This window comes from Monashia sp. HAY1-5C (genome assembly GCF_056755255.1).
Window position 1 is genome coordinate 1 of sequence record NZ_JBPGXG010000758.1, and the last position, 237, is coordinate 237.

The 237-nt window shown below is 73.8% G+C and carries 1 pseudogene; it reads right to left on the minus strand.

The annotated features are described in order from the left end of the window. Positions 1–237: pseudogene (locus tag ACR9ZK_RS23445) on the minus strand (LLM class flavin-dependent oxidoreductase); the annotation flags it as partial.

Consider the following 237-nt stretch of genomic DNA (forward strand, 5'->3'; position numbering starts at 1 on the left):
GTTCGGCGAAGACCGCGGCGGCGGTGCGGCCACGATACCGTTCAACGGCCGACCACCCGGCGACGCGGTCCGCGCCGACGAGCGGTAGGTCCAGGACCGTGGCGAGGACGGCGTCGCGGTCGCGGCCGGCCTCCTCCACGAGCTGCAGGTAGCGGGTGACCTTGACGAGACCAGCGGCGTCGGAGGGGAAGTCGCAGCCATCGCCGAGCCGGACCGCGACGCGAAGGGTCCAGTCCC